The organism is Vibrio chagasii (genome assembly GCF_002954585.1).
Lineage (GTDB): Bacteria > Pseudomonadota > Gammaproteobacteria > Enterobacterales > Vibrionaceae > Vibrio > Vibrio chagasii_A.
The window spans coordinates 53,346-74,492 of record NZ_MSCI01000003.1; the positions used below are offsets into that span (position 1 = coordinate 53,346).

The window sequence follows — 21,147 nt, forward strand, 5'->3', positions numbered from 1 at the left end:
GACGCCTCTCAACAAAGAGGCGGAATTGTAATCACTGTCACAAAAAGTGTCAATGATTGGGTTAACTAAAATTCCGGTCGGGGGATTATACGTAGAATAACTAAAATCACAAGGATCCTTAGTCGATCCCAACCTTATTTAGGAATTTTTTTAATTTAGGATCTTGTGGATTACCAAAAATATCCTGTGGAGATCCCTGCTCGACAATATGACCGTCAGCCATGAAGATCACTCGGTCTGCGACCTCTCTAGCGAATTGCATTTCATGGGTAACCACCAGCATGGTTTGATGTTGGTTTGCCAATTTTTTCATTAGGTTAAGCACTTCGCCAACCCACTCAGGATCCAGCGCAGAAGTTGGCTCATCAAACAGTAAAAGCTCGGGTTGGAGTGCCATAGCACGGCCAATACCAACACGTTGTTGCTGACCACCAGAAAGCGCAGCTGGGTAGCTGTCTGCTTTGTCACCTAGGCCGATATCATCCAGTATTTGCTGTGCTTTTTCATAGGCTTGCTGCTTCTTCCAACCACGCACTGTAATCAAACCTTCAGCAATGTTCTGCTTGGCTGTTTGGTGAGCAAATAGGGCATAGTTTTGGAAAACAAAGCCAGTCTTACGTCGCAGTGCTAGCACCTCTGCTTTGGTGTGCTTTTTGGCATCGACTTTGATGTCATCAATTGAGATCGTGCCTTGGTCGGCTTGCTCAAGAAAGTTCACACAGCGCAGTAGTGTCGACTTACCTGTACCACTCGAACCTATGATAACAATGATCTCACCTTGCTTGATTTCTAGGTCGATCCCTTTGAGAACTTCGGTGTCACCAAAGTGCTTGTGGATATTTTGTAATTTGATCATCGTACGTATGCCTTATTCAGTTTCACTTCGGCCCAGATTTGAATACGAGTGAGGATAACCACCACGCCCCAGTAAATAAGAGCAACCGCCAAGAAAGCCTCGAAGAAACGGAAGCTTGAAGATGCCTCCATTTGAGCCTTAGCCATAATCTCAGCCACGCCTAGCGTAAAGGCAAGTGAGGTCGATTTGATCATATCGATGAAGTAGTTCATCAGAGAAGGCAGAGCGACACGGGTCGCTTGCGGCAAGATCACTCGACGCATCGCTTGGCTCGTCGTCATACCTACCGAAAGGCTCGCTTCCATCTGGCTGCGATCAATACCGATAATCGCGGCGCGAATACTCTCTGCCATGTAAGCGGCAAAGTGCAGGGTTAAACCAATGACTGCAGCACTGAATGCATCTAAACCCACCATCCACGGGAACACCTGAGGTAGGCCGTAATAAAGGAGGAACAGCTGAACCAGCAGTGGGGTGCCACGGAAGAAGCTAATATAAAGTTGGCTGAGTTGGTCGAATACTGGGATTTTGAACACACGAATGTTTGCCAGTATCACAGACAGGATCAGAGCAAAGAACAAGCCCCAAATCGCCATCTCCATGGTGGTGCCAAGATACTTCAACAGTATCGGTAGCAGCTCTAGCATGTAGTTAAAATCAAATCCCATAATCTATCTCGTATTTTTATTGGAAGCCGCGTGATATCAAGCGTTTTTATCAGTGATATAAAAGCAAAAGCCCACCGCTGTATAAAGCAGTGGGCCTTGAATGGAGAGTGAGTGATTACTTTTGAGTAATGTCCGCACCAAACCATTTCTGAGAGATACTTTCTAGCGTACCATCTGCGCGCATTGCTGCTAATGCTTCATTTACTTCGGCTTGTAGTTTCTTACCATTGTCGTTGTCTACGAAAGGCCAAGCATTTTCAATCGTTTCGAATGGCTGACCTGCTAGCTGTAATGGTAGACCAGTCTTCTTGATAAGCTCTAGTGCAGATAGGCGATCCATAACGAATGCATCAGCACGACCAAGAGCGACATCGTGTTCAATACCTGTGTCGTAGGTTTTCACGTTGATCTCGCCATCTTTATCGTAGCTGCGTAGCAGTTGTTCAAAGTTCGAGCCTAGGTTTACCGCAACAGTCTTACCTTCAAGGTCTTCGATACCTTTAATGCTGTCATTACCCTTACGAACGGTAATTTGTGCGCCGTCTACTACGTATGGGTCTGCGAATAGGTATTTCGCTTTACGCGCATCCGTCATTGTAATTTGGTTAGAAATGGTATCGATTCGACCTGTTTCAAGAAGACCAAACAGACCAGAGAAGTTCGCTGTCACGTACTCAACCTTGTAGTCGTTACGTTTACCGATCTCATCCCATAAATCCACTTCAAAACCTTGTAGTTGGTCTTGCTTAACGAAAGTAAATGGGAAGTAGCGACCAGACATGCCGACTTTAACTTCAGTCGCAGCTTGAACAGTAGCAGCAGAGAGTGCGATAGCCGCAATTGCAGCCTTAATCCAGTTATTCATTTGGTAACTCCTTATATTTATGGGATTGGATGTTACTGGTAAATTGCTCGATAGAATAAATAACCAGATGTTATTAACCATAACCAGATCGCATTCTCGTTTTGGGGATAACTAGCAAGGATCCGGGCATAAGTGGATCGTTGTGTGAGTAAATTAGGGGCAAGATGTGCGGATCCGCCGGTTAATTACAAATTTATTGTGAATAACTTGGATCTTATTCACTGGATCTGTGATCAATTGCTGGTGATCTGACTTATCAACAGGTAAAATTAGCAGTCATTTCATATTACTTAAATAGAGTGGGGGCACCGTGTCATCTTCGCTTTGGTTGCAGTGTTTGCAACAGCTTCAAGAAGAGTTACCAGCTACAGAATTCAGTATGTGGGTTCGTCCGTTACAAGCGGAGCTCAATGACAATACTCTAACTCTATTTGCACCGAACCGTTTCGTACTCGATTGGGTTCGTGATAAGTACTTAAATAGCATTAACCGTCTGCTGCAAGAATATTGCGGCAACGATATCCCGCATCTGCATTTTGAAGTCGGCAGCAAGCGTGTGTCGGCACCAAAGCCAGCAGCACCTGCATCGGCTCCTGCGCCAACTCGTACCGCTGCGGATGTAGCGGCAGAGTCTTCGGCACCTGCACAGCTGCAAGCTCGTAAGCCTGTTCATAACACATGGCGCGATGAAGAGCCGGTGGATGTGGACATCAACCACCGTTCAAACGTGAACCCTAAACACAAGTTCAATAACTTTGTTGAGGGTAAGTCGAACCAACTTGGTTTGGCTGCAGCACGTCAGGTGGCAGATAACCCAGGCGCGGCATACAACCCACTATTTCTATACGGTGGCACCGGCCTAGGTAAAACTCACTTGTTGCACGCGGTAGGTAATGCCATTGTTGATGGCAAGCCGAATGCAAAAGTGGTCTACATGCACTCTGAGCGCTTTGTTCAGGATATGGTTAAAGCGCTACAAAACAACGCGATCGAAGAATTCAAACGCTACTACCGTAGTGTTGATGCCTTGCTTATCGATGACATCCAATTCTTCGCGAATAAAGAGCGCTCTCAAGAAGAGTTCTTCCATACCTTTAATGCGCTGCTTGAAGGCAACCAACAGATCATCCTAACGTCTGACCGTTATCCAAAAGAGATCAACGGCGTAGAAGATCGTCTTAAATCTCGTTTCGGTTGGGGTTTGACGGTTGCGATCGAGCCACCAGAGCTTGAGACGCGTGTTGCGATCTTAATGAAGAAAGCAGAAGACCATCAAATTCACCTTGCAGATGAAGTGGCATTCTTTATTGCTAAGCGTCTGCGTTCTAACGTTCGTGAGCTCGAAGGTGCACTGAACCGTGTTATCGCGAATGCGAACTTCACTGGTCGCCCAATCACTATCGATTTCGTACGCGAAGCGCTACGTGACCTACTGGCACTGCAAGAGAAGCTGGTTACTATCGATAATATTCAGAAGACCGTTGCTGAGTACTACAAAATCAAAGTGGCTGACCTGCTGTCTAAGCGTCGCTCTCGTTCTGTTGCTCGCCCGCGCCAATTGGCGATGGCACTAGCAAAAGAGCTGACTAACCACAGCTTGCCTGAGATTGGCGACGCATTTGGTGGTCGTGACCACACCACGGTACTGCACGCTTGTCGTAAGATTGCTCAGCTGCGTGAAGAGAGCCACGACATTAAAGAAGATTATTCGAACTTGATTCGTACCCTTTCTTCTTAATACACAGTATTCTTAACCTTAATAAGCAGAATCTTGGTCACGCATCTATGTTGCGTGCCATTTAGACCGTAAGAGCAAGATATGAAATTTACCATTGAACGTAGTCATCTGATTAAGCCGTTACAACAAGTGTCTGGCGCGCTAGGTGGCAGGCCAACACTTCCAATTCTAGGAAACCTACTGATTAAGGTAGAAGATAACGTGTTGTCGATGACAGCAACGGACCTAGAAGTCGAACTGATCAGCCGTGTAACGCTTGAAGGTGATTTTGAAGCGGGCAGCATTACTGTGCCTTCTCGTAAATTCCTAGATATCTGCCGTGGTTTACCAGATAGCTCAGTGATCACTGTGGTATTGGATGGCGACCGTGTTCAAGTACGCTCTGGTCGTAGCCGCTTCTCATTGGCAACCTTGCCAGCGGCCGATTTCCCTAATATTGAAGACTGGAGCAGCGAAGTTGAAGTGTCTGTGACACAAGCTGAACTGCGTGGTCTTATCGAAAAAACTCAATTCTCAATGGCGAACCAAGACGTTCGTTACTACCTCAACGGTATGTTGTTTGAGATTGAAGGTTCGACTTTACGCAGTGTGGCGACTGATGGTCACCGTATGGCGGTATCTCAAGCTCAGCTTGGTGCTGATTTTGCGCAGAAGCAGATCATTGTTCCTCGTAAAGGTGTGCAAGAGCTAGTGAAGCTATTGGATGCGCCTGAACAACCAGTAACGCTGCAAATTGGTAACTCAAACGTACGTGCTGAAGTGAACAACTATGTATTCACTTCGAAGCTGGTTGATGGTCGCTTCCCTGATTATCGCCGCGTAATGCCGCAAAATACCACTAAGACACTAGAAGCAGGCTGTGATGAACTGCGTTCAGCCTTCTCTCGTGCTGCGATTCTGTCGAATGAAAAATTCCGTGGTGTTCGCGTGAACCTTGCAGACAGCGAGATGCGCATTACTGCGAATAACCCAGAGCAAGAAGAAGCCGAAGAGATGCTAGACGTGACTTATGATGGTGACGCGATAGAGATCGGCTTCAACGTAAGCTATGTACTTGATGTCTTGAATACACTGCGTTGTGAACAGGTTCGTATCTCAATGTCAGACGCGAATGCGAGTGCCTTGATTGAAAATGCACAAGATGACAGCGCTATGTACGTTGTTATGCCAATCCGTCTATAGAGTTGGTGCCATCGTTAATGATTAATATGATGACGCTATGCCACTCTCTCGTCTAATCGTTAAGCAGTTTAGAAATATTGAAGCCTGTGACATTCAACCGTCATCAGGCTTTAACTTTCTTATAGGGCCTAACGGAAGCGGTAAAACCAGTGTCCTTGAAGCGGTATATCTGCTCGGCCACGGTCGCTCATTTAAGAGTTCCCTAACGGGACGCATCATACAAAATGAGTGTAGCGAACTGTTTGTGCACGGCCGTTTTATGACCTCGGATCAATTTGAGCTGCCAATTGGCATTAATAAGCAGCGCGATGGCACAACAGAGGTTAAAATAAGCGGTCAAACTGGGCAAAAACTCGCGCAGCTAGCGCAAGTCTTACCTTTGCAGTTGATTCACCCGGAAGGGTTTGATTTACTGACAGATGGACCTAAGCATCGTCGTGCATTCATTGATTGGGGAGTCTTCCACAGTGAGTCGGGTTTCTATGATGCATGGGGCAGGGTAAAGCGCCTCAATAAGCAACGAAACGCCTTATTGAAAACGGCAACGCACTATCGAGAGCTGAGCTACTGGGACCAAGAACTGGCCCGTTTGGCGGAAAGCATCAGTGAGTGGCGTGCCACCTATGTCAATCAGCTCAAAGAAGTCGCCGAAGAGATCTGCGCGACCTTCCTACCTGAGTTTGAGATAAAGATTAACTATTATCGCGGCTGGGACAAAGATACCCCATACGCTGAGATATTAGAGAAGAATTTTGAAAGGGATCAGCAGCTTGGTTACACCTTTAGTGGGCCAAACAAAGCGGACCTGAAGATAAAAGTGAACGGCACTCCAGTGGAAGATGTCTTGTCACGAGGTCAATTGAAGTTGATGGTGTGTGCGTTGCGAGTAGCACAAGGGCAGCACCTCACTCAAATGACAGGTAAGCAGTGCATCTATTTAATTGATGACTTCGCTTCCGAATTAGATAGCCAACGCCGCGCACGTCTTGCTGAGTGTTTAAAGGCGACCGAGGCTCAAGTTTTTGTAAGCTCTATTACCGCTGATCAGATTGCAGATATGCATGATGAAAATAGCAGGATGTTTCATGTGGAACATGGCAAAATAGAGCAAGGATAATTAGTCAGAGAGTAACTATGTCAGATAATTACGATTCATCGAGTATTAAGGTACTGAAGGGTCTGGATGCGGTTCGTAAGCGTCCTGGAATGTACATTGGCGACACGGATGATGGTACCGGTCTGCACCACATGGTCTTCGAGGTAGTAGATAACTCTATTGATGAAGCGCTTGCTGGTCACTGTAATGACATCATTGTTACTATCCATGAAGACAATTCAGTATCGGTTCGCGATGACGGCCGTGGTATTCCAACTGAAATTCACCCAGAAGAGAACGTGTCTGCTGCTGAAGTAATCATGACGGTTCTTCACGCTGGTGGTAAGTTCGATGATAACTCATATAAGGTATCAGGTGGCTTGCACGGTGTAGGTGTTTCAGTAGTAAACGCACTGTCTAAGCAGGTTACTCTTACTATCCACCGCGGTGGTCAAATCCATACTCAAACGTACCACCACGGTGAGCCTCAAGCGCCACTAGCTGTGATTGGTGATACGGACAAAACGGGTACAGAAATCCGCTTCTGGCCAAGTGAAGAGACATTCTCAAATGTACTTTTCCACTACGATATTCTAGCTAAACGTCTACGCGAACTGTCGTTCCTAAACTCAGGCGTTTCGATCAAGCTAATTGATGAGCGTGAAGAAGATAAATCAGATCACTTCATGTTTGAAGGTGGTATTCAGGCGTTCGTTGAGCACCTAAACACCAACAAAACACCAATCATTCAAAAAATCTTCCACTTCGATAACGAGCGTGATGATGGCATCACGGTAGAAGTAGCAATGCAATGGAATGATGGTTACCAAGAGAACATCTACTGTTTCACAAACAACATTCCTCAACGTGATGGTGGTACTCACCTTGCTGGTTTCCGTGCTGCGCTGACGCGTACTCTGAACAGCTTCATGGATAAGGAAGGCTTCTCTAAGAAAGCGAAGACAGCAACATCGGGTGATGATGCTCGTGAAGGTCTGACAGCAGTTATTTCGGTAAAAGTGCCAGATCCTAAGTTCTCTAGCCAAACTAAAGACAAGCTGGTTTCTTCTGAAGTGAAATCTGCCGTTGAACAAGCGATGGGTGAAAAACTGTCTGAGTTCCTTATCGAGAACCCAACAGAAGCGAAAACCGTTTGTACAAAAATTATCGATGCAGCACGAGCTCGTGATGCAGCGCGTAAAGCACGTGAAATGACGCGTCGTAAAGGTGCTTTAGACCTTGCTGGCCTACCAGGCAAGCTTGCAGACTGTCAGGAAAAAGACCCTGCACTGTCTGAACTATACATAGTGGAGGGTGACTCGGCAGGCGGCTCCGCAAAACAAGGCCGTAACCGTAAGAACCAAGCGATTCTTCCACTAAAAGGTAAGATCCTAAACGTAGAGAAAGCACGTTTCGACAAGATGCTTTCTTCACAAGAGGTAGCAACGCTGATCACTGCTCTTGGCTGTGGTATCGGCCGCGACGAATACAACCCAGATAAGCTGCGTTACCACAACATCATCATCATGACCGATGCCGATGTCGATGGTTCGCACATTCGTACGCTACTATTGACCTTCTTCTACCGTCAAATGCCAGAGCTTATTGAGCGTGGCTACATCTACATCGCTCAGCCACCGCTTTACAAAGTGAAGAAAGGTAAGCAAGAGCAGTACATCAAAGATGAAGATGCAATGAACCAATACCAAGTGGCATTGGCTCTAGACAACGCAGCGCTACACGTAAACCCTGATGCACCAGCATTGGCAGGTGAAGCACTAGAGAAGCTAGTTCAGCAATACAACTCTGGTATCAAGCTGGTGGAGCGCATGAGCCGCCGTTACCCACATGCTCTAATGCATGAAATGATCTACATGCCTCGTCTAACTGCTGAGCAGTGTCACGATGAGTCAGCAGTAGAAGCATGGGGTAAGCAGCTAGTAGAACAACTGAACGCGAAAGAGGTTGGTGCAAGCCAGTACTCTCTAGAAGTTGAGAAGCATGAGGAGCTAGGTCTAAGCCTACCTAAGATTGTCGTTCGTACCCACGGTGTAACACACGAACACGCGTTAAGCGTTGATCTGTTCAACTCGAAAGAGTACGGCAAACTAGCAAGCCTATCAGAAGCGTTAGACGGTCTGATTGAAGAGGGCGCTTACATCAAACGTGGTGAGCGTACTCAAGCAGTATCAAACTTTGTTGAAGCGTTGAACTGGTTGATTAAAGAGTCTCGTCGTGGTCTAAGCCTGCAACGATATAAAGGTCTAGGTGAGATGAACCCAGATCAGCTTTGGGAAACCACAATGGACCCAGAGACACGTCGCATGATGCAAGTAACGATTGAAGATGCAGTCGGCGCTGACCAGCTGTTCACGACGCTAATGGGTGACCAAGTTGAACCTCGTCGTAACTTCATCGAAGAGAATGCACTTAAAGTAGCAAACTTAGACGTTTAGTATCTTTGATACTTCGCTCTTTGGCTTAATTTCTGTGTCAGAGGTGCTCACATACATTCGTATGCTCCGCGCCTCTTCCTTGAACTAAAGCCAAATAGCTTCGTCTCAAAAAACTAAAATCATTTTAAAGCACTATCCTTTGGATGGTGCTTTTTTATGTTTGTAAGGTGTTGAAAAATATTGAGTTGAGAAAATAATTGAAAATAATCCCTTGAAACTATTTTGCTCAATCCATATATCTAGTTGTGAAGAGGATGACTGTCTTGCTCTACAAGAGAAGAAACAGAACCTTCATTACCGCTGACGAAGTATCGCTCAACAGAGGATAACTTTAGCAGCACACAACTTAAAAATTGATTCACTGTCATGTCCCAGCGTTGTCGCCAATAGAGGTGAAACCCGAGGAATGCGAATTGAATCTCTTAGCTGTTTACTTGGTCTCATACACAGGTTCGATCTAAGTAAAATTCGCAGCTAAGACTATTGCTTACTAAAAGGATAGCACTATGAGAACTGTAGATTTCACTCCACTTTACCGCAACGCAATCGGCTTCGATCGTCTATTCAACATGATGGAAGCGAACACATCGAAGAACACTTCTGGCGGTTACCCTCCATACAACATCGAGCAAAAAGACGAGAACAACTACCGTATCACTATGGCTGTTGCTGGTTTTGCTGATGACCAATTAGACCTGACTCAGAAAGAGAACATGCTAATTGTTAAAGGTGAGCGTAAACCTGAATCAGAAAAAACCTATGTGTACCAAGGTATCGCAGAGCGTGATTTCGAGCGTAAATTCCAACTGGCTGACTACGTAAAAGTGGTCGGTGCAAGCATGGAAAATGGTCTTCTTCACATCGACCTAGAGCGCGAAATCCCAGAAGCGATGCAACCACGTAAGATTGCAATCAATGGTAATAGCCTACTAGAAGGTTAATTGCTGTTAGCTCCTTAGAGCTAAAAATAATCGGGAAGTAAAAGTGAAAGAGCACCTATGAGGTGCTCTTTTTGTTTGTTTCTCTCTAACGTCATTCCATAGAGGGAGGAACGACCGAGTAGGGAATCTCTATTTGCTTTCGCTGTAAGCCTTTTTCACTTCTTCAGCAATGATCGCAATACCTTTCTGCATGGCTTCATCGTCTTGTACGTAGTTCATACGTAGGCACTGATGAGCATGATCCCACTCATCTTCTTGGCCGATAAAGAAGTATTCACCCGGAACAATCAATACACCACGAGCTTTTAATCTGTCGTACAGTTCCATGGTAGTGATTGGCAGTTCATCAAACCATAGCCACAAGAAGATAGCTCCTTCAGGTTTGTGAATACGGAAACGTGGGTCATCAATCGCTTCTTGCAGCAGTTCAACGGCGCGCAAAGACTTCTCTTTATAGAAAGGCTTGATCACTTCACTGCTCAAGCGCAGTAGATCATCGTTTTCAATCATGTGGTTGGCGATAGCTGGCCCAACACTGCTTGGTGCTAAGCTGATGATGCCATTCATGTTGGTTAGCGCTTGGGTGACTTCTTCGCTCGCAATCACGATACCGCAACGCACACCAGGCAAACCAAGCTTAGAAAGGCTCATGCACAGAATCGTGTTTTCATTCCAGAATGGTTCCACATCTTCAAAGATGATGTTTGGAAATGGTAGGCCGTAAGCATTGTCGATCAGCAGTGGGATGTTGTTGTCACGCGCCAGCTTATCCAGTTTACGCACTTCTTCGTCGGTCAGTACGTTACCGGTTGGGTTGGTTGGGCGAGACGCACAGATAGCAGCGACTGAGTCATCCACTTTTAGCTGTTCGAAATCGACGTGGTATTTGAACTGGCGGTTTTCTAGTAGCTCGATCTCAGGGTGGTAAGAGATAAAAATATCGTCATCAATCCCTGCGTCACCGTAGCCGATGTATTCAGGTGCGATTGGCAGTAAGATTTTCTTGTGAGAACCGTCAGGCTGCTGACCAGCTAGTAGGTTGAATAGGTAGAAGAAGCCGCTTTGGCTGCCGTTAGTTAGGCTGATGTTCTTCTCGCTGATATCCCAGCCATAGGTCTCTTTTAGCATTGCAGCGAGAGACTTAATAAAGCTGTCTTTGCCCTGCGGGCCATCGTAATTGGCGAGGGCGGCGATGAGTTCTCCACTGGCGAGCATGTCGGCACTGGCTTGGTTAAAGTAATCGAGCATAGCAGGGATAGCGGCTGGGTTGCCACCACCAAGCATGATTGCGCCAGGCGTGCGCAGGCCATCATTCAAATCATCCATCAAACGAGTGATTCCAGAGTAACGATTAAACTTTTCACCAAACTTAGAGAACTGCATTACTTATTTTACCTAATTCATTGTGATTGCTTGTTATGTGTCATTAAGGCAGACCTTATGTCTGCCATCAGTGTAATCCCTGAACATACCGCAATGTTTTTGCGACGCATAGCGCCAAATGCTCTAACACGTAAAAAACTTCTATAAAGTTTGGCTAATGAGTAACTGCTTGCTTATTACACTGGTTTTTGAGATCAAAAAGGAGAAGCCGAAGCTTCTCCATGAGTTTTGACTGTTTAAACCTGCTGGCTTATTTCGAGCCGGTATACACAACCAACACCTTGTCATCTTGGTATTGACGCTCGAAGGCGTAATAGCCTTTGTTGTTGCGGATGATGTGCTTACCTTGTGCGACAGCAGGATGGCGCTGACGGAATTGGCCGAGTGCTTGCCAGTGCTTTAATAGCTCAGCTCGCTCTTCGGTTATTTGCTCCCAAGGCATGTCTGAACGAGTACCCTGCATAGGGTCGGAACCTGTAGGGCCGAAATCACGGGCGATTTCATCTCCGTAATAGATCTGTACTGCGCCTGGAGCCAACATCAGTGCGTTTGCCGCTTTGGTCTGTTTGGCAAAGTCACTGCCGTGCTGCGCCCAGAATAGCGAGGTGTCGTGAGAGGATAAGTAACTCAACACGTTGAACTCGCTGTCACTGTTGATCTTCTCTGCATAACGAAGATAGTCGGCATCAATATCGGATAGGCATTTAAGGGCTTTAGGGGCGATGTCGCTCTGGAATTCAAAGTTGATGATCGAATCAAATCCGTTAGCGAAGTAATCTGATTTCACCACGCTATGCGCCCAGACTTCACCGGTCATCCAGAAACGTAAGTCATCTAAGGCTTTGTCTGGGTTGTTCTTTTTCCATTCAGCCAGTGCTTGGTTGGCGCTCTCTTTTAGCTCTGCCCAGGCATCGAGCTCTACGTGTTTTGCGGTATCGACTCTAAAGCCATCCACGCCGTATTCACGTACCCAGTCTGAAAGCCAAGTGATGAGGTGGTCACGAGGTGTTTTGAGTTCATCAGTCGCGCTGGTGGGTTTGTTGCGATAGAAATTCGGTAGCCCTGTGGTTTCTGTCGATTCTGTTTTGAAATCAGGCAAGTGCGCTAATGACATGGTCAGGTTGTTGTAACCTGGAGAGTCGTAAGCTCCGATATCGCTGCGTAGCCAGGCTTTTCCCCACCACTTTTCCCACGCTTCTTTGTCGCCGTAAGAGATGTAGTTGTTGAAGTAGTGCCAGTTCTGACCTTTGGCAGGTTGCCAATCTGTCCAGTTCTCACCAAGCGTTTTTGTTGCTTCTTCATCACTCAGGTTAAGCTTACCAAAGTCGAACTCCTGCATATCGGCCAGGGTAGCGTAGCCTGTGTGGTTCATGACTATGTCCCAGATGACACGAATGCCTTTGCTGTGCGCAGTATCGATGAAGGTTTTTAGCTCGTCTTCGGTACCCATGTTGTCATCAAGTTTGGTCCAATCTTGATGGTAGTAACCATGGTAGCCATAGTGTTTGAAATCGCCACGGTCACCACCGCCAACCCAACCATGTATCTGCTCTAAGGGAGACGTAATCCAGATCGCATTAGCACCGAGCGATTCAATGTAGTCGAGCTTTTCAGTTAAGCCTGCTAGGTCACCGCCGTGGAAGGTGCCGATTTCATCTTGCCCGTCTTGGCTACGGCCGTAGCTATTGTCGTTGTCAGGGTTGCCGTTGTGGAAGCGGTCGGTCATCACGAAGTAAACCGTAGCGTTATCCCAACTAAAATCTGCTTTGGTTTCAGGCTCAACCTTTTCTAGTAATAAGACGCCTTGGCTACTTTCAGCTGGTTGCATGGTGACACTGCCGTTAGTGACCGTTGTTTGTATTCCGGAAAGGGCATCTCTGACTAAGGTGCCATCGTCAAAGGTTTGAGCAACATTGATTGTGGTTGGCCCGTCACTAGGAACCGGACAAGCAAAGCTTTGGACTTGTTGCTGTTTTGGTTTTATTTGAACCGTTAACTCGTTGGTTTGCGGGTTGAGTGTAAATTGGTAGGTATTCGCGCGAAAGACCTTAATAGCGAGCTCAGATTTCTCAGCGCAGTCGTCTAGGCGAAGGGGTTTATTGAATTTAATGCGACTCTCTTCCGCCAGTGCATAGTTGGTGCCACAGGTGTTTTTACTATCGCTGATAGAGAAGGTATAGCTACCTTTAGCGAGTTCCTGTTCTGCGATCACAGTGCCTTTGCCTGTTGATTCGAATACAACTGTGTCGTTATCAATCGTCAGTAATAGGTTGTTGTCGCTGGTTTGGCTGCATGCGCTGAGTGCAAGCATTGAAAGTGCGAGTACTGTTTTTTTCATTGTTCCCTTCCCCTGAATAATCAGGTCAGTTATAGCAAACAATGCCCTCTACAGTCTGAGTGCTGATTCATTCAGTTAATCAATAACACCTCTACAAACAAATGCTTGGTTCACAAAAACAAAAAGGGAAGCTTTCGCTTCCCTTTGGGTATTTACCTTTCATTGTTCAGAGCATCGCTTTGAACAGCTTTCTCACTCGTACTTATTTTTGCAGTAGAGAGATGTCAGCAATCTGTAGGAACAGGTTACGTAGGTTATTCAGTAGTGTCAGACGGTTCTTCTTAAGTGCTTCGTCATCAGCCATAACCATTACGTTATCGAAGAACGCATCAACAGGCTCACGTAGAGCTGCTAGCTTGCTTAGGGCTTCTTGGTAGTTACCTGTCGCAAATGCTGGCTCTAGTGCTTCTGTCATTACAGCAACGTTTTCAGCCAGTGCTTTCTCTGCATCTTCTTGAAGAAGGGCTAGATCGATATCTGCTGCTAGCTCACCATCGAATTTCGCAAGGATGTTACCTACACGTTTGTTCGCTGCTGCTAGTGCTTCTGCCGCTTCTAGTTCACGGAAGTGAGAAACCGCTTTAACACGTTGGTCAAAGTCAGTTGGCTTAGTTGGACGGTTAGCTAGTACTGCCTGGATGATATCCACGCTGAAGCCAGCATCTTGGTACCATGCGCGGAAACGACCTAGCATGAAGTCGATAACGTCAGCTTCTACGTTGTCGTTGGTTAGCTTGTCGCCTAGTAGTTCTTTCGCTTTTGCGATCAGATCTGTTAGGTCTAGGTTGTAGCCGTTTTCAACGATAATACGTAGTACACCTAGTGATGCACGACGTAGAGCGAATGGGTCAGAACCTTTTGGAGCTTGGCCAATACCGAAGATACCTACGATAGTGTCTAGCTTGTCTGCCATTGCTACTGCAGAAGAGATACCAGTGCTTGGTAGGTCATCACCTGCGAAACGAGGCATGTACTGCTCGTAAAGTGCTAGTGCAACTTGCTCGTCTTCACCATCGTGAGTCGCGTAGTGCATGCCCATTACACCTTGAGTATCTGTGAATTCGAATACCATAGAGGTCATTAGGTCACATTTAGCCAATAGGCCTGCGCGCTTCGACTTCTCAACGTCAGCATCGATTTGTTCAGCGATGTAGCCAGCAAGCTCAGTGATGCGGTCTGTTTTGTCTTTGATAGTACCAAGCTGCTTCTGGAAGATAGCTTGGTCCAGTTCTGGAAGACGGTCGATAAGAGGACGCTTACGGTCAGTGTTGAAGAAGAACTCAGCATCCGCAAGGCGTGGGCGTACAACCTTCTCGTTACCTTCGATGACGTGGCGAGGCTCTTTAGACTCGATGTTCGATACGAAGATAAAGTTAGGAAGTAGCTTCTTGTTTTCATCGTAAACAGGGAAGTATTTTTGGTCACCCTTCATGGTGTAAACCAACGCTTCAGAAGGAACTTTTAGGAACTCTTCTTCAAACTTCGCTGTTAGTACTACTGGCCATTCAACCAGAGATGTTACTTCTTCAACAAGATCATCTTCTAGGTCAGCTTTACCGCCAACCGCTGCTGCTGCTTTTTGCGAATCAGCTAGGATGATTGCTTTACGCGCTTCGTAATCTGCCATTACTTTACCGCGCTCTTCTAGGATCGCTGGGTATTGCTCTGCAGAATCGATAGTGAACTCTTGTTCACCCATGAAGCGGTGACCACGGATAGTGCGGCCAGATGCTACGCCTAGGATCTCACCTTCGATAAGGTCAGCGCCCATTAGCATAGTCAGTGTTTTAACCGGACGGATGAACTGAGTTGTCTTGTTACCCCAGCGCATTGGCTTAGCGATAGGCAGGTTACTTAGTGCTTTAGCCGCTAGTTCAACAACGATTTCAGACGTTGCTTGGCCTTTTACTTCTTGTTTGAAAAGAAGCCATTCGCCTTTGTCTGTTACTAGACGGTCAGCTTGCTCAACCGTGATGCCGTTACCACGAGCCCAGCCTTGAGCCGCTTTGGTTGCGTTGCCGTCAGCATCGAATGCTACAGAAACCGCTGGGCCGCGTTTTTCAACAACTTTGTCTTCTTGGCCTTCAGCCAGTGCTGTTACTTTAACAGCAAGACGACGAGGCGCTGCGTACCACTTCACGCCTTCGTGCGCTAGGTTTGCGCCTTTTAGCTCTGCTTCGAAGTTTGCTGCGAATGCTTCTGCTAGAGTGCGAAGTTGCGTTGGTGGTAGCTCTTCAGTACCCAGTTCAATTAGAAATTCTTTAGCCATGATTACTTCTCCTCGTCCTTCTTGCACATTGGGAAGCCAAGTGCTTCACGTGATGCGTAGTATGCTTCAGCAACTGATTTAGTTAGGTTGCGAATACGAAGGATGTAACGTTGACGCTCTGTTACAGAGATAGCTTTGCGCGCATCAAGGATATTGAATGCGTGGCCTGCTTTTAGAATGCGCTCGTAAGCTGGAAGCGGAAGTGGCTTCTCCAGCTCAAGTAGCTCTTTACACTCTTTTTCACACTGGTCGAAGAAACCGAATAGGAAATCTACGTCTGCGTGTTCGAAGTTGTACGTTGATTGCTCAACTTCGTTTTGGTGGAAGATGTCACCGTAAGTTACGTTAGAGCCGTCTGGTGCTACGTTCCATACTAGGTCGTAAACTGAGTCTACTTCCTGGATGTACATTGCTAGACGCTCAATACCGTATGTAATCTCGCCTGTTACAGGCTTACACTCAAGGCCGCCAACCTGTTGGAAGTAAGTAAACTGAGTTACTTCCATGCCGTTTAGCCATACTTCCCAACCAAGACCCCATGCACCTAGTGTTGGGTTTTCCCAGTTATCTTCAACGAAGCGAATGTCGTGAACAAGTGGGTCAACACCAAGAACCTCTAGTGAGCCTAGGTACAACTCTTGGATATTGTCTGGCGATGGTTTTAGCGCTACTTGGAATTGGTAGTAGTGCTGAAGACGGTTAGGGTTTTCACCGTAACGGCCATCAGTAGGACGACGTGAAGGTTGTACGTAAGCTGTAGACATTGGCTCTGGGCCAAGTGCTCGTAGACATGTCATTGGGTGAGAGGTGCCTGCACCTACTTCCATATCTAGAGGTTGAACAATGGTACAACCGTTTTGAGCCCAGTAATCCTGCAGCGCGAGGATCATTCCCTGGAAGGTTTTGATATCGTATTTTTGCATAGTCAGGTTCGCGCGATTCTTTTAAATGAATGAGAAAAATAACCTCTGAGTATACCGAGATATTCGTAAAGCGAGTAGGGGTAATCTTGTTTAATTAGTGGTCTAAAATGTCGTTTAATGGATTTTTTTTGCCTTTAATGTTTGTTTTTCGGTGCAAGTAGATATTTTGATAAGTTTGACACTTGTTTTTGACTACGTGGGTGATTAGAATCTCGCGGTCTTTGGGGAGTAGCTTACTTGTTCATATCCTAGTGAATGAGTTCGTTCGTCAACATAATTGATGCCAAATCATCATGGCGTTCGAGGCAACCACCACTTTGGTGGCGCTTAGCAAGACCTTAGACAAGCATCGTGAACCGGGATGGGGCGCGGGGTTTGTCTTTGGTTAAATATAATAATCTCCATCCCAAATGAGCATGTCTTGAGCGTTTTAGCAATTTCAATTACAACTGTCGCCTTAGCCGAGATCGGTGATAAGACCCAGTTGCTATCCCTTTTATTAGCCAGTCGATATCGAAAACCGATACCTATCATTGCGGCCATCTTCTTTGCCACCATAGCCAATCATGCTCTTGCAGCGTGGCTCGGTGTGGTTGTCGCTGATTACTTATCGCCAGAAGTTTTAAAGTGGGTGCTGGTGGTCAGTTTTATTGCAATGGCGGGCTGGATTCTGATTCCCGATAAGCTCGATGATGACGAACAGATCTCAAACCGAGGCCCTTTTGTTGCTAGTTTTATTGCGTTTTTTATCGCTGAAATTGGTGATAAGACCCAGATTGCAACCTCTATTCTAGGGGCGCAATACGCCGACGCTTTGGCGTGGGTGATTCTGGGTACAACCATAGGCATGTTGCTAGCGAATGTACCTGTGGTGATCATTGGTAAGCTGTCGGCAGACAAGATGCCTCTCGATCTGATTCGTAAGATTACAGCCCTGTTATTTGTCGGTTTGGCTATCGCTGCTGCGTTTTACTCATGAGTATTTTGAGTCTTATTATACTCAACCAGTGGAGTAATGTGTTGTAGGTCATACTCTTACAGTATTGTGGGGTTTATCGAGCGAATGGACATATAACTGTCATACTTGTCATGATATTTTAATCTTGTGAGTTAAGAACACGAGGGCATGATTATGTTGACGCGTTATATGGGTATTACTCCACAAAGCCAAAGCTATCTATTTACCTTTGGTCTTGCACTTACACTATTAGGCATGGTGCTGACGGACATGTGGCTACCAATGGTCGCTGGCGCTATGATCATGACTGGACTTGCAGTTGAGGCTTGGATTCGAGTCGCGCATATTATTCCGATGGGTAAAGACATCCGAGCGTTACAACAACAGCTTGATTATCTGCAAACCAAGTCTAGAGATGAATAAACAAAAAGCCGCTGGTACTCTGAGTTCTGCTTAAGAACATAAGGTACTAGCGGCTTTTTTGATGTTTGATTCTCGGTGGGGCGTTACGCCTCCAATCCCTTTTTGATCAAATACTGGTATGGCAGCGTTTCTGTCTCTTGGCCTACCAACTGGTGATCCATGAATCGACAAAAGCTTGGGATATCTCGAGTGGTCGAAGGATCGTCAGCTTTTACCAGTAACACATCGCCATCCTGCATGTTTCTAATTGTCTTCCTGACCATCATTACTGGCTCTGGGCAACGCAGGCCTTCAGCTTCTAAAGTATGGGTTGCCAGTTCAGGTTTGAATGTCATGGTTTGTATCTCTATATCTATCTAACGTGTGAATAATACGTCTGCAGAAAAAATATGCAATAAGTGCTTGGCAAACAGAATCATTTCCTATAACTTAGTTAACAAGTTGATAACAACTTGAAGCAAAGGCAACTAGCTAAGGAGTGGCGATGTTGACAGGATTAGATAGATTAACAATTTATTCGGTTCTCTGTTTTATTTCTTTTTGTGCGTTAGTTTTACGCTCATCGACAGAGACCTCACTGATGCCTATTTTTGGCATAGTAGCAACGATTATTGGTATTTGGGTTGAGATGCGCCGTTGGCAGGGTGTAGCCGAAGAGCAAGAGCACTAACCTAAGTACAGCAAACAAATTCCGATACGACATTCCGACACTATCCCCAAATTTTCTTGGGCTTCCCCGCGTAATTGCGGGATTTTTTTTATCTAAAGCATGCTATAAACAAGTTAGTGAACAATGCTCATTGTATTCAGCTAGGTAAGTGGCGTGGAATTAGAAGACATCTATCGTAGAGACCTTAATTTATTGGTCGCCTTAAAGGTATTGATTGAAGAGGGTAGCGTTAGCCAGGCCGCGCTTCGTCTCAACTTGAGCCAGTCGGCAACCAGCCGAGTGCTGGGGCGCTTAAGAGATCTACTCAACGACCCTCTTTTTACTCGCCAGGGCCAGCACCTTATTCCGACCAAAAAAGCGCTCGAGATTAGCCAGCGAATTGATCAACCTTTGGAATCATTCCGTCAATTACTCAGCCCGAGTGATTTTGACCCTTACTATTGTAGTGAACGCTTTCTAATTGCGACCACTGATTATGCGATGCAAACCATTTTGCCGTATGCACTGCCGAAGATTTATGAGCAAGCACCGAATATCTCTTTGGAATTTGCCCCGCTGCAGCATGAACATTTGTTTAAACAGCTTAGTACCGAGCGCGTCGATATGGCGATTTGCCGACCAAGTGGCAGTGTTGCGCCACTTCATCAAGAGGTCCTTGGCCCTGTGGGTGTGTCGTGCTTACTCTCTAAAAACCATCCTTTGGCAGACAGTTCGTTGAGCCTTGAGGATTATGTCTCTTTGCCTCATGCGATGATTGCGATCAGTGATGGTGTAAAGGCTTTACTGGACAACGCTTTAGTCAATCAACAACCTCGAAAAATGGTACTGCGTGCTTATCACCTTGAAGCGGCATTGGCGATTGTCGATAGAATGCCGTTAGTGATTACGGTACCGGCTGATTTGGCATACTTGGTTGCAGAGCGTTATGACTTAGTCGTTAAGCCGCTGCCATTCGAGTTTATGCCGTTTGATTACTCGTTGATTTGGCATTCACGCTGTGACTCTTCTGCCTCACAACAATGGTTGAGAAGAGTGGTCAAAGAAGAGTGTGGTGAGTTAATTCAAAAGCGGATTGCTGATGTCGGTTTAGGCTAGACTTCATAGTCGGTAGCAAAAAGGGCTGATCATGATCAGCCCTTTTGTTTTATTATGTGTTGCTTTTAGAGTGCTAGCGATTACAGCTTGATAACTACACGGCCTGTGATTTGACCGTTAGTGATGTCTTCTGCCGCTTGAATTGCATCATCTAGAGATACTTCTTTTGTCGCGCTGTTGTAGAAAGACTCAGGTAGTAATTCAGCTAGTTGTTCCCACGCTTTAATGCGTTTTTCACGAGGGCACATAACAGAATCAACACCTTGTAGGCGAACGTTACGTAGAATGAATGGCATTACCGTTGTTGGTAAGTCAAAGCCACCTGCTAGACCACAGATTGCAACCGCACCGTTGTAATCAATTTGTGCCAATACTTTCGCAAGTACTTTGCTGCCTACAGTGTCGATAGCACCAGCCCACATTTGTTTCTCAAGTGGTTTCGCTGGCTCTTCTAATTCAGCACGCTCAACAATGCGAGTTGCACCTAATGATTTTAGTAGCTCACCATTTTCTGAAGCTCGACCCGTTACTGCTGCTACTTTGTAGCCTAGCTGGTTTAGAAGAGTGATAGATACGCTACCTACACCGCCACTTGCGCCAGTCACTAGGATTTCACCGTCTTCAGGTTTGATGCCTGCATCGACAATAGCTTGAACACAAAGCATAGCAGTGAAGCCTGCTGTACCAATCGCCATTACTTTCTTTGCGTCTAGACCTTTAGGCATTGGTACTAACCAATCACCGTTTAGGCTTGCTTTCTCAGCCATGCCACCCCAGTGACCTTCACCAACACCCCAACCAGTTAGAACCACTTCGTCGCCTGCTTTGTAGCGAGGGTCATCAGATTGTGAAACCACACCTGACAGGTCGATACCAGGAACCATAGGGAAGTTGCGAACAATGCGCCCTTTACCTGTAATCGCCAAACCATCTTTGTAGTTCAAAGAAGAGTAGCTTACATCGATCTTCACGTTACCTTCTGGTAATTGAGACTCTTCAATTTGAGAGACTGATGCGATAGTTTTTTTGTCTTCTTGGTTTAGTACAAGTGCTTTAAACATGATCTGCTCCATGGGAGAAATATTAGGAAACTGAAGTAACTTTAGTTGAATCGTTGGAGAAAAAATAATGAAACATCAACATTGAATTTATGCGTTTTATGCATAGATGTCGTTGGCTACTTTCCTCCTGATCCGGTTTGCTGAACGAACCTATCGTTTTCTGATAGCTGGAAATAAAAAGTGCAGCTATATCAAGATAGCTGCACATAAGATTATCCGACAAAT

At 46.0% G+C, this 21,147-nt stretch carries 18 protein-coding genes and 1 riboswitch; of the genes, 9 read left to right on the forward strand and 9 right to left on the reverse strand.

The window, feature by feature from the left end; genetic code table 11:
- Positions 1 to 118: 118 nt before the first annotated feature.
- The 3 genes from BTO10_RS20140 to BTO10_RS20150 all read right to left on the reverse strand — a co-directional run bounded on the left by BTO10_RS20140 (position 119) and on the right by BTO10_RS20150 (position 2,389).
- Positions 119 to 856, reverse strand: a complete 738-nt coding sequence (locus BTO10_RS20140; protein ID WP_004739269.1) for an amino acid ABC transporter ATP-binding protein — start codon at positions 854 to 856, stop codon at positions 119 to 121.
- The gene (locus BTO10_RS20145) at positions 853 to 1,524 is read right to left on the reverse strand and encodes an amino acid ABC transporter permease (RefSeq protein ID WP_105025653.1); all 672 of its coding nucleotides are present in this window, start codon (positions 1,522 to 1,524) and stop codon (positions 853 to 855) included. The genes BTO10_RS20140 and BTO10_RS20145 overlap by 4 nt, the downstream gene beginning before the upstream one ends.
- A gap of 115 nt (positions 1,525 to 1,639) precedes the next feature.
- Positions 1,640 to 2,389 (reverse strand): amino acid ABC transporter substrate-binding protein, encoded by a 750-nt coding sequence (locus BTO10_RS20150; RefSeq protein ID WP_105025654.1) that lies wholly within the window; start codon positions 2,387 to 2,389, stop codon positions 1,640 to 1,642.
- Positions 2,390 to 2,699: 310 nt separating this feature from the next.
- Between BTO10_RS20150 and dnaA the strand changes: the two genes are divergently transcribed.
- The 5 genes from dnaA to BTO10_RS20175 all read left to right on the forward strand — a co-directional run bounded on the left by dnaA (position 2,700) and on the right by BTO10_RS20175 (position 9,802).
- A complete protein-coding gene (dnaA, locus tag BTO10_RS20155) occupies positions 2,700 to 4,127 on the forward strand; it encodes a chromosomal replication initiator protein DnaA (RefSeq protein WP_004739264.1) in 1,428 nt (475 codons plus the stop codon).
- An 81-nt stretch (positions 4,128 to 4,208) separates the two neighbouring features.
- A complete protein-coding gene (dnaN, locus tag BTO10_RS20160) occupies positions 4,209 to 5,309 on the forward strand; it encodes a DNA polymerase III subunit beta (RefSeq protein ID WP_004739262.1) in 1,101 nt (366 codons plus the stop codon).
- Positions 5,310 to 5,346: 37 nt separating this feature from the next.
- Positions 5,347 to 6,426, forward strand: a complete 1,080-nt coding sequence (gene recF / locus BTO10_RS20165) for a DNA replication/repair protein RecF (protein WP_004739261.1) — start codon at positions 5,347 to 5,349, stop codon at positions 6,424 to 6,426.
- Between the two features lie 17 nt (positions 6,427 to 6,443).
- Positions 6,444 to 8,861: a DNA topoisomerase (ATP-hydrolyzing) subunit B gene (gene gyrB, locus BTO10_RS20170; protein ID WP_004739260.1), complete on the forward strand. Its 2,418-nt coding sequence runs from the start codon at positions 6,444 to 6,446 to the stop codon at positions 8,859 to 8,861.
- 506 nt (positions 8,862 to 9,367) lie between these two features.
- Positions 9,368 to 9,802 (forward strand): Hsp20 family protein, encoded by a 435-nt coding sequence (locus BTO10_RS20175; protein WP_105025655.1) that lies wholly within the window; start codon positions 9,368 to 9,370, stop codon positions 9,800 to 9,802.
- 129 nt (positions 9,803 to 9,931) lie between these two features.
- Here the strand turns inward: BTO10_RS20175 and BTO10_RS20180 are convergent, their stop codons facing one another.
- The 4 genes from BTO10_RS20180 to glyQ all read right to left on the reverse strand — a co-directional run bounded on the left by BTO10_RS20180 (position 9,932) and on the right by glyQ (position 16,715).
- The gene (locus BTO10_RS20180; protein WP_004739256.1) at positions 9,932 to 11,185 is read right to left on the reverse strand and encodes a valine--pyruvate transaminase; all 1,254 of its coding nucleotides are present in this window, start codon (positions 11,183 to 11,185) and stop codon (positions 9,932 to 9,934) included.
- Between the two features lie 250 nt (positions 11,186 to 11,435).
- Positions 11,436 to 13,523, reverse strand: coding sequence for an alpha-amylase (locus BTO10_RS20185; protein ID WP_105025656.1), 2,088 nt, complete (start codon positions 13,521 to 13,523; stop codon positions 11,436 to 11,438).
- Positions 13,524 to 13,725: 202 nt separating this feature from the next.
- Positions 13,726 to 15,792 (reverse strand): glycine--tRNA ligase subunit beta, encoded by a 2,067-nt coding sequence (glyS, locus tag BTO10_RS20190; RefSeq protein WP_105025657.1) that lies wholly within the window; start codon positions 15,790 to 15,792, stop codon positions 13,726 to 13,728.
- A gap of 2 nt (positions 15,793 to 15,794) precedes the next feature.
- A complete protein-coding gene (gene glyQ / locus BTO10_RS20195) occupies positions 15,795 to 16,715 on the reverse strand; it encodes a glycine--tRNA ligase subunit alpha (RefSeq protein WP_008223226.1) in 921 nt (306 codons plus the stop codon).
- Between the two features lie 211 nt (positions 16,716 to 16,926).
- A riboswitch (yybP-ykoY riboswitch) is annotated at positions 16,927 to 17,102 on the forward strand.
- 34 nt (positions 17,103 to 17,136) lie between these two features.
- On the opposite strand from glyQ, the gene BTO10_RS20200 reads away from it, so the two are divergent.
- Together BTO10_RS20200 and BTO10_RS20205 are read left to right on the forward strand one after the other, a co-directional pair.
- Positions 17,137 to 17,694: a TMEM165/GDT1 family protein gene (locus BTO10_RS20200; RefSeq protein ID WP_004739245.1), complete on the forward strand. Its 558-nt coding sequence runs from the start codon at positions 17,137 to 17,139 to the stop codon at positions 17,692 to 17,694.
- Positions 17,695 to 17,841: 147 nt separating this feature from the next.
- Positions 17,842 to 18,096, forward strand: coding sequence for a hypothetical protein (locus tag BTO10_RS20205; RefSeq protein ID WP_181144007.1), 255 nt, complete (start codon positions 17,842 to 17,844; stop codon positions 18,094 to 18,096).
- Between the two features lie 83 nt (positions 18,097 to 18,179).
- On the opposite strand, the gene tusA is transcribed toward BTO10_RS20205, so the two are convergent.
- Positions 18,180 to 18,431 carry a sulfurtransferase TusA gene (gene tusA, locus BTO10_RS20210; RefSeq protein WP_004739242.1) on the reverse strand — a complete coding sequence of 84 codons (252 nt, stop codon included), beginning with the start codon at positions 18,429 to 18,431 and terminating at the stop codon, positions 18,180 to 18,182.
- Between the two features lie 149 nt (positions 18,432 to 18,580).
- Between tusA and BTO10_RS20215 the strand changes: the two genes are divergently transcribed.
- Both BTO10_RS20215 and BTO10_RS20220 read left to right on the forward strand, forming a co-directional pair.
- On the forward strand, positions 18,581 to 18,766 hold the full coding sequence (locus BTO10_RS20215) for a hypothetical protein (protein WP_004739241.1): 186 nt from the start codon (positions 18,581 to 18,583) through the stop codon (positions 18,764 to 18,766).
- A gap of 153 nt (positions 18,767 to 18,919) precedes the next feature.
- Positions 18,920 to 19,861, forward strand: coding sequence for a LysR family transcriptional regulator (locus BTO10_RS20220; RefSeq protein WP_105025658.1), 942 nt, complete (start codon positions 18,920 to 18,922; stop codon positions 19,859 to 19,861).
- A gap of 80 nt (positions 19,862 to 19,941) precedes the next feature.
- On the opposite strand, the gene acuI is transcribed toward BTO10_RS20220, so the two are convergent.
- On the reverse strand, positions 19,942 to 20,922 hold the full coding sequence (gene acuI, locus BTO10_RS20225; protein WP_061033939.1) for an acrylyl-CoA reductase (NADPH): 981 nt from the start codon (positions 20,920 to 20,922) through the stop codon (positions 19,942 to 19,944).
- Positions 20,923 to 21,147 lie beyond the last annotated feature (225 nt).

Bases quoted from the DNA above. Each gene is read 5' to 3' on its own strand.
- BTO10_RS20140 (WP_004739269.1), bottom strand. From the start codon at position 856: ATGATCAAATTACAAAATATCCACAAGCACTTTGGTGACACCGAAGTT.
- BTO10_RS20145 (WP_105025653.1), bottom strand. From the start codon at position 1,524: ATGGGATTTGATTTTAACTACATGCTAGAGCTGCTACCGATACTGTTG.
- BTO10_RS20150 (WP_105025654.1), bottom strand. From the start codon at position 2,389: ATGAATAACTGGATTAAGGCTGCAATTGCGGCTATCGCACTCTCTGCT.
- dnaN (WP_004739262.1), top strand. From the start codon at position 4,209: ATGAAATTTACCATTGAACGTAGTCATCTGATTAAGCCGTTACAACAA.
- recF (WP_004739261.1), top strand. From the start codon at position 5,347: ATGCCACTCTCTCGTCTAATCGTTAAGCAGTTTAGAAATATTGAAGCC.
- gyrB (WP_004739260.1), top strand. From the start codon at position 6,444: ATGTCAGATAATTACGATTCATCGAGTATTAAGGTACTGAAGGGTCTG.
- BTO10_RS20175 (WP_105025655.1), top strand. From the start codon at position 9,368: ATGAGAACTGTAGATTTCACTCCACTTTACCGCAACGCAATCGGCTTC.
- BTO10_RS20180 (WP_004739256.1), bottom strand. From the start codon at position 11,185: ATGCAGTTCTCTAAGTTTGGTGAAAAGTTTAATCGTTACTCTGGAATC.
- BTO10_RS20185 (WP_105025656.1), bottom strand. From the start codon at position 13,523: ATGAAAAAAACAGTACTCGCACTTTCAATGCTTGCACTCAGCGCATGC.
- glyS (WP_105025657.1), bottom strand. From the start codon at position 15,792: ATGGCTAAAGAATTTCTAATTGAACTGGGTACTGAAGAGCTACCACCA.
- glyQ (WP_008223226.1), bottom strand. From the start codon at position 16,715: ATGCAAAAATACGATATCAAAACCTTCCAGGGAATGATCCTCGCGCTG.
- BTO10_RS20205 (WP_181144007.1), top strand. From the start codon at position 17,842: ATGATTATGTTGACGCGTTATATGGGTATTACTCCACAAAGCCAAAGC.
- tusA (WP_004739242.1), bottom strand. From the start codon at position 18,431: ATGACATTCAAACCTGAACTGGCAACCCATACTTTAGAAGCTGAAGGC.
- BTO10_RS20215 (WP_004739241.1), top strand. From the start codon at position 18,581: ATGTTGACAGGATTAGATAGATTAACAATTTATTCGGTTCTCTGTTTT.
- acuI (WP_061033939.1), bottom strand. From the start codon at position 20,922: ATGTTTAAAGCACTTGTACTAAACCAAGAAGACAAAAAAACTATCGCA.